The organism is Terriglobus sp. YAF25, from assembly GCF_052113305.1.
Lineage (GTDB): Bacteria > Acidobacteriota > Terriglobia > Terriglobales > Acidobacteriaceae > Terriglobus.
In genome coordinates, this window is sequence record NZ_JBFRCY010000373.1 from 1 (window position 1) to 8,100 (window position 8,100).

The window sequence follows — 8,100 nt, forward strand, 5'->3', positions numbered from 1 at the left end:
CTTGTGGAACCACGTAGACACCACCACGACGATCGAGCTGGCCGGCAATCTGCTGCCGCTGCAGGATGATCTCAAGCTGCTGCCGCTGCCGTTTTACGACGCGGCAGTGAATCTGCATCCGGCGATCCCGATTGTCTTTCTCTCGCAGCCCACTCCGAAAGGTTTGCAGGCCGCGGGGATCGTCGCTTCGTACTTCGGTATTCTTACCGACTATCGCCCGGTGCGTTTCCCTGTCTCCTACGGCACCATTCCTCAGGGGAACGCGATCATCATCAGTGAGAATGCGTCGGAGTTACCGGCAGCTCTAAGTGTCACGGGAAGTAGTGGGCCCACGGTGGCCATGCGAACGAACCCCAGCGATCCCTACTCGAAGGTGCTGATTCTTACCGGCGATAGCGCGGAAGACACGGTGAAGGCCGCGACGGCATTGGCGCTGCAGCGTTCGATGTGGCAGGGAAGCCAGGTCAGCGTGCAGGTGAAACATCCGGCTGCCAGCCAGCCGGATGATGCTCCACGCTGGTTGCCGACCGATCAGCTCCGCACGCTGGGTGATATCACACAGCAGGCAGAGCTGCAGGGCGACGGCAGCGTTCCCCTGGGCGTCTACATGCGCGTGCCTCCGGACCTTTGCTACGACTGCGTGACGAAGCAGAATCTCGAGTTCCATATGGAGTACCGCTACAACCCGGTGCCCCTGGCCAACGAGAGCACGCTGCAGGTGTATATGAATGGCGCGTATGTCAGCTCGACGCCGATGCCGCACCAGGAAAGCGCCAGCGCCATTCTGCAGACACCCATTCCGGTACCGGTCGTGAACATGCGGCCCTTCTCCAATTCGTTGATGCTGAAGTTTGTCTTCCAGATCGCGAAGAAGGGTAAGTGCCAGGACACAGCTCCGCTGAATCTGCAGGGCGCCATCCTGAAGGGTTCTTATCTCGATATCCGCGATATTCCCCACTGGGCGGTACTGCCGAATCTCGAACTCTTCGCCAATGCCGGATATCCCTTCACCCGTATGAAGGATCTGTCAGAGACCGCCGTCGTCATTCCCGACAACGCGCAGACCGACGAGATCGAAGAGTACCTGACGCTGATGGGTCACTTTGGAGCGCAGACCGGCTACCCGGTCACCGATGTTACGGTTGTGACCGCCGACGGGATGAAGCGCGACTCCAAGAAGGACTACATCGTTCTTGGAACCGTTGAGGATCAGCCGGCCCTGAGCATGCTGAAGAACGACCTTCCCGTGCGCATCGATGGAGGCGGCCTGCATGTGCAGGACACGCAGGGCTTCTTCACGCCTCTGCAGAACGCATGGTGGAAGGTACGTTCCAGCGATCATGTACAGACCGGTGAGCTGACGATGGCCGGTGGTCTGCCGGATACGATCCTCGAAGGCATCGAGTGGCCGAACAACTCGGGCAGGTCCGTCGTGGTGATCGCCGCACGGGATCATTCCGTGATTCCGCAGTTCCTGGCGACCTTCCTTCGGGATTCTCAGTCGTCCGATATTGCGCAGTCCGTTAGCGTGCTGCACGGCGAGAAATTTTCGTCGTATCGCATCGGCAACTATGTCTACCATGTGGGCTATCTATCGCTCTGGGCGCGGCTGAAGATGTTCTTCACACAGTTCTCCTGGACGGTAGTGATCCTGGTCATGGGCTTCTCCTTCCTGATGGCCGGTCTCGTCCGTGTATGGTTGCGGCACCGGGCCAGAGTCCGCCTGCAGGGCGAGTAAAGAGAGCCGGAGATGCGGAGCAGAACAAACCGTGCAAGCGTGAGCACCTGCGTTGCCTTGGTGGTGACACTTGTGGCCTGGCTCGGCCAGGGGTGCCGGGCGGAACAGTCCTGGGATCTGTGGGAGAAGTACGCCGCGAAGTTCATTGACCCGCAGGGGCGCGTCATCGATCGTACGGCGCAGGACCGCACGACCAGCGAAGGACAAGCCTATGCCATGTTCTTCGCTCTGGTTGCCGGGGACCGCGGCCGTTTTGACAAGCTGCTGAAGTGGACAGAGGAGAACCTTGCGGGCGGTGACATGACGCTGCGTTTGCCCGCCTGGAATTGGGGCAAGTCTCCCGAAGGCCAATGGAAGGTGCTGGACGACCATGCGGCTTCGGACGCTGATCTGTGGATGACCTACACCCTGCTGGAAGCGGGACGCATCTGGCGCGATGATCGTTACGCGAAGCTGGGGACGGTGATGGCCAGCCGCATCGCGCAGAGCGAAGTTATTCTGGCGCCAGGGCTGGGAACGACGATCCTTCCAGGGCCACAGGGATTTCACCCCGAACCGACGACCTACATTTTGAATCCCAGCTATCTGCCGCCTTTTATCCTCGTGAGGCTGGCGAAGGAGAACCCTCAGGGGCCATGGTCGACGGTTCTGGATTCGATGCCTCAGTTGCTGGCGCAGGGAAGTGGTGGCGGCTTTGCCATGGATTGGGTTCTGGCTGGCCCAGGTGGAGTGCGTCCTTCTCTGACTCCGGCGCAGTTGGCTAGCGGGAAGAATGAAGGTGTCCCGGTGGGCTCCTACGAGGCTATTCGCATCTATCTGTGGCTCGGGATCTGCGACGCGGGAACTCCGGGGCTTCGAGAGTTGGCGGCGCCTCTCGGCGGCATGACGAACTACATGCGGACCAATCTGGCTCCGCCGCTGCAGGTGGACTCAGCAGGCAAGGTGCTGAATGCGGATGCTCCCGTTGGCTTTTCAGCGGCTCTTGCTCCCTATCTGCAGATGATGGGATTGAAACAACAGGCCAAGACGCAGATGGATCGTCTGGCGGCTCTGAAGGATCCATCGACGGGACTCTATGGCAGGAATGGCGACTATTACGACCAGAACCTCGTGATGTTTGCCACCGGGTGGCAGGACCAGCGGTTTCGCATTGACAAAGAAGGACGATTGAAGCTGAAGTGGAAGTAACAACACAGGCCGTAAACTAGTGATTCCGCAGTTAATAGCGGAAAAAAACAGGGACAAACCCTAAGAAAAGCGGTAAGCTAAGCTGCGACGCGGTGTCTCTCTAGATACCCCCTCGCCGCCTAACCGATTTGCGAGTAGGAATGACGAATCTGCCACCAATACGAACGCTCACAGCCACTCTGGTGCTATGCGCCGGAATGCTGGGCGCCACTGCCATGGCTCGAGCGCAGGGAAATACGTCTACAACGGCGGCTCTGCTGGATAAGGCGCACTCTCTTGAAGTAAAGGGACGCATGGACATGGCGGCCCAGACCTGGCAGCAGGTCCTTCTGGCTGACCCGAACAATCCTGAGGCGCTGGGCGGTTTGGCGCGTGCCGCCAAGCTGGCTGGAAATCAGCAGCAGGCAAAGCAATATCTGGATCGTCTGCGGGCGGTCAGTCCGAACGACCCGAATATTGAGCGTGCCGAGAACATGATGACCCAGCAGAACCAACTGCAGCAGTTGCAGCAGGCTGGCAAGCTGGCGCAGGGCGGTCAATACGCACAGGCGATGAACATCTATCGCCAGGTCTTCGGTGGAACGCCGCCGCCGGGCGATTGGGCGTTGGCCTATTACGAGACCGAATCGGCAACCGAAGACGGTCGTCCGCATGCCATCGCCGGTCTGCGTTCGCTCATCGATAAGTATCCGCAGGACTCGCGTTACCAGATCTCCCTGGGACGCATTCTGACCTACAACCCGGCGACYCGCGCCGAAGGCCGGCGTTATCTTGAGCGCCATCCGAGTGATCCGGGAGCCATGGAAGCGCTGCGTCAGTCGCTGACCTGGGATGCGCAGAATCCGGCCGCTCTTTCTGACATTCGCTCCTATCTGGCAAAGCACAAGGATCCCGCGCTGGAGATGGCGATGAAGAGCACGCAAGCTCGCGTCGCTGCATCGGTCCGCACGGGAGCCCGCACTGCGGCACAGGGGCCGGCGATGACTCCTGAAGAGCAGGCGGAGATCGTTGCAAACCGTCAGGTAAGCCAGGAAGAGCAGGCAGCCTATGCGGCACGAGAGGTTTGTTCACGGCGCAGTATCAGTCGGGGAACGCAGCTTCTGCGTTGGCGACAGAACGGAAGATGCCGGCGGGGGTGCGAGCTCAGCTCATGAAAGACCCGGACTTCCTGCGAACATTGGCCTCGGCCTACTCGGCCGTAGGTCGAGACGCAGATGCGCAGCGAGTGTTGAAGGGAGCCCTTGAGCTCCCTTTTCCCGCTGATGGGCGCGGTATCAAAATCGAAACGCAGCTGCAGTACGCAGGCCTCCTGTTGGCCGGCAATCACATGGATCAGGCCGCCGGGCTCTATCGCCAGGTCCTGAGTGAAGATGCTGCGAATGTCACCGCCTGGCAGGGACTTGTACGCGTTGAGCACGCCATGAAGAATGACGCGCTTGCCGAGCAGACGCTGGAGAGCATGCCGCCCTCCGCGTACGATCAGGCGCTCCGCGATCCTGGTTTCGTAAGCACGGTAGCCGCGGTCTACGACGCACAGAACAAGCTCGATGTTGCGCAGGACATGCTGGAGAAGGCCGTCTCGCAGGCAAGCATGGCAGGGCAGAAGCCATCGGTTGCCATGCAGACGGAGCTGGCGGGCATCTACATGAAGCGCGGCAACGGGCAGCAGGCGTATGCCATCTATCGCCAGGTCCTGACAGAGAATCCTGACCGGCTCGATAGCTGGAAAGGTTTGTTGACGGCGCTTCATGCCAGCGGTCATGATCAGGAAGCTCTGGCGCAGGTTCAGCAGATTCCGCAGCAGACCCGCAAGCAGCTCGAGCTCGACCCGGAGTATCTGCAGACCGTAGGCGGTATCTACGGAGGCCTGGGGCAGCCGCAGCAGGCGATGGTCTTTCTGCAGCGTGTGCAACAGCACTATGCGAAGCAGAATATGGCGCCTCCCGCGGATATCGATATCCAGGACGCCTGGTTGCTCTATAACTCCCAGAATGATTCCGGTCTTTATCGCCAGTTAATGATGATTGGCAGCCGTAACGATCTGAACGAAGAGCAGCGCCGTACGGTGCAGACCATCTGGGCGAACTGGGCAGTGCGCCGCGCCAACCAGGCAGTGGCGGCCAACAACATCCGTCGTGCCTTGGCGATTCTGAACGCCGCGGCAAAGGCCTTTCCCGATAATCCAGCGGTGATTCGCGCGCTCGCGACGGGCTATGCCCGCGCCGGTCAGCCGAAGCAGGCAGTTGCGATCTTCCGTTCGCAGGACATGACAACAGCTTCGGCGACCGATTACAAGGCCGCCATCGGAGCGGCCCTGGCGGCGAACGATACCAAGAATGCCGAGACCTGGCTGCGTTATGGCCTCGATCAGTATCCGAAAGATGCGCAGATGCTGATCATGGCGGCGAAGTTTGAGCAGGCTCGCGGTGACAGCGGACGTGCGGCAGATTATTACAAGGCAAGTCTCAGTGCGATGCCTCCGGGAGATCCAGGGGCTGAGCTCGCTGCCGAGATGAGTCTTGCGGCCCAGAATGGCGGCCGTCTGCCCAATGCAACACAGGCTCTGGACCTGGCGCAGTTGATGGCCCCGGGATCGGATTCGGCTATGGCGACGGGACAGATTGCAACTCCGGCGCCTCCGCCATATCTTCCCAGCTACTCGAACCAGTACGGAACCGCGCCGGTACAGCTTCAAGGAAACGGTGCCGGCACTCTTGTTCCGTCGTATATGACGAACCCGGCCTACCAGCAGCAGCGCACGCCGGCTCGTCCGGGAACGACCACCAGGCTGAAGGACTATATCCCTCAGGCTGAGGCGAATCCCGCGCTTGCTCCTCTGGGACAGCAGCAACCCGATGTTACCGCGCAGAGTGCTCTGCCGGCCTTCCCGCAGACCGATACCAATGGCAATGCCGTCAATGCCAATGACTACATGGCGTATCAGCGGGAGCAGATCCGGCGGCTGACGGAGCGTGCGGTCAATGGCGCAGGTCCGCTCTCTGCCTATGGCCCTCCTGCACAGCAGGCCCGCTCTGATGTGTACGGTCCATACGTTCCGTATAGCCCGCAAAGCGTGAACCAGAATGCCGCTTATATGGCGCAGGAGTCCCCGGTAAATCTTGGTTCGGATCTCCAGCCCATCCAGCCGACGGTGCAGCAGCCTACCGACGTTGTCCCGACGGCGAAGTATGTGCCGAACTCCAAACGCACGGGACGGGTGCCATCGTCATCCTCGCATCCGGACATCGCGGCCGCCGAGGCAGCTGTCACGCGCCGCAGACAGTCCGACCCCAGACCGTTGGTGGGCACAAGCCATCCTCCGCAGGATTCTATTGATGTAGCCCCGCTGACGCAGACGCAGTACAACGGTCAGCCGTACAACGCCGCGCAGACCCAGATTCCCCAGCCGCAGGGTGGCGTGGGCTCGACCGTTCAGGCTCCCCAGACGCAGTCGAACTATCAGTATCGTGGAGACCTCGCGCAGAATACCGGCGCGGCTGCCGGAACAGAGACCCACGGTCAGCAGTATCCGCAGCCCGGGCATCGTCCCGCTACCACCGGTCGCCGGACGGTGCGCAGCCGTTCCGTAGAGGGGACGTCGACCGGACCGCAGCAGGCTCCCTTGTTCTATCCCGGGGTTCCTGTGGCGCTGAGCGGCCAACCGTATCCTGACCTGGGACCGAGCTACCCATTGGGGAATCCTCCGTCGGATCCCATGCTGGTGGCAAAGAATGTTCCGCCGTTGCGTGGCGGTTGGGATCGTACCGCGGCGCTGACTCCGGGACCTCCGCTGAGCGAGCGGCAACAAACCGAGCTGGACCTGGCCTCGCTGGAGGCAAGCTATTCCTCTTGGATCGGCGCGACGGCTCTTGCACGTTACCGCAGCGGCGTCTCCGGCATGAACCGGCTGTTCGATCTGGAATCTCCTTTTGAGGCGACGCTGGTTGCGAATAAGACACTGCGACTCAGCATCATTCCTCGGGCTGTCTTCCTGAATGCGGGCACACTCGATCTTGCGTCATACCAGAACGCCACCGGTACGGTACCGATTCTGGGCACATTACCATTGAATGCCATCAATCAGCCCTCGCAGCAGCTCACGGCTGGCCTTGGTGGCGAGGCGCAACTGGTAACCACCAACATGGCGTTGTCGGTTGGCTTTACCCCCTACGAGTTTCTCGTAACCAATGTCATTGGCCACGGGCGCTGGCGCCCCTTCGGTGGCCACTTCCTGCTGTTCGCCGACCGTGACAATGTGAAGGACACGCAGTTGTCCTACTCCGGTATGCGCGATCCGGGCTCAGCCACACCGGTCTTTCCGGGCAACATCTGGGGCGGCGTCGTCTCCACCGGCGGCGGTATGCGTCTCGATTTTGGCAATGAGCGCTCGGGCTTCTACRTCAGTGCGGCAGGCGCCACTCTGACCGGATATCACGTTCTGGAGAACAGAAAATTTGAAGGGACGGTCGGGTCCTACTGGCGCGTCAAGCAGTTCCCGGGCTATGGCAGCCTGAATCTCGGCGCCAGCTTCTTTGGCATGCACTATGACAACAACCAGCGCGGCATGACGTACGGTATGGGCGGATACTTCAGCCCCAACGCCTACTTCCTGGGCGCTGTTCCAGTCACCTTCAACGGTTTCTACGGCACGAACTGGCACTACACGGTTGCCGGCGCCGTCGGCGTACAGAGCTTCCAGGAAGCCTACGCCAAGTACTATCCCCTGGATACGTCGCAGCAGACCGGGGCGTACTCGGGCTGCACATTGCCCTCCATCGCGGCGCATACCTGCGGGGAGTATCCGGTCAATACCAGCACCGGCCTGAATTACTCGCTTAACTCAGAGATGAGCTACCGCATCGCAGACCACTGGTACGTCGGCGGCATTCTGAACGGCAACAATACGAATAACTACAACACCATTACGGCCGGCTTCTTCTTCCGCTACCTGTTCAAGCCGCAGGTGCCGACGGAGGATTACCCGACGGGCCTGTTCCCGTACGACGGTTTCCGCCCGTTACGTGTGCCCTAGAGCATTTCCCTGTGGGCGTGATGTAGGGCTGCCGCATCTATGGGCGTTTTCCGCAAAGAAAACGCCACCGCATGCCTCTTCCGGGAGGCCCAGCAACAGGGAAAATGCTCTAAAGCATTTCTCTGTGGGCGTGATGTAGGGC

At 60.5% G+C, this 8,100-nt stretch carries 4 protein-coding genes; all 4 read left to right on the forward strand.

Translation table 11 applies throughout. The annotated features are described in order from the left end of the window. Positions 1-1,738 (forward strand): cellulose biosynthesis cyclic di-GMP-binding regulatory protein BcsB (locus AB4043_RS15850; RefSeq protein ID WP_442307483.1); only part of this gene is annotated, 1,738 nt, incomplete at its 5' end. A 12-nt stretch (positions 1,739-1,750) separates the two neighbouring features. Further along, complete coding sequence (bcsZ, locus tag AB4043_RS15855) at positions 1,751-2,926, forward strand: cellulose synthase complex periplasmic endoglucanase BcsZ (RefSeq protein ID WP_442300099.1); 1,176 nt, start codon at positions 1,751-1,753, stop codon at positions 2,924-2,926. Between the two features lie 140 nt (positions 2,927-3,066). Next, positions 3,067-4,080 carry a tetratricopeptide repeat protein gene (locus AB4043_RS15860; RefSeq protein ID WP_442307484.1) on the forward strand — a complete coding sequence of 338 codons (1,014 nt, stop codon included), beginning with the start codon at positions 3,067-3,069 and terminating at the stop codon, positions 4,078-4,080. Next, entirely contained in the window at positions 4,062-7,958 is a 3,897-nt protein-coding gene (locus AB4043_RS15865) for a cellulose synthase subunit BcsC-related outer membrane protein (RefSeq protein WP_442307485.1), read from the forward strand. Before AB4043_RS15860 ends, AB4043_RS15865 begins: the two co-directional genes overlap by 19 nt. Positions 7,959-8,100 lie beyond the last annotated feature (142 nt).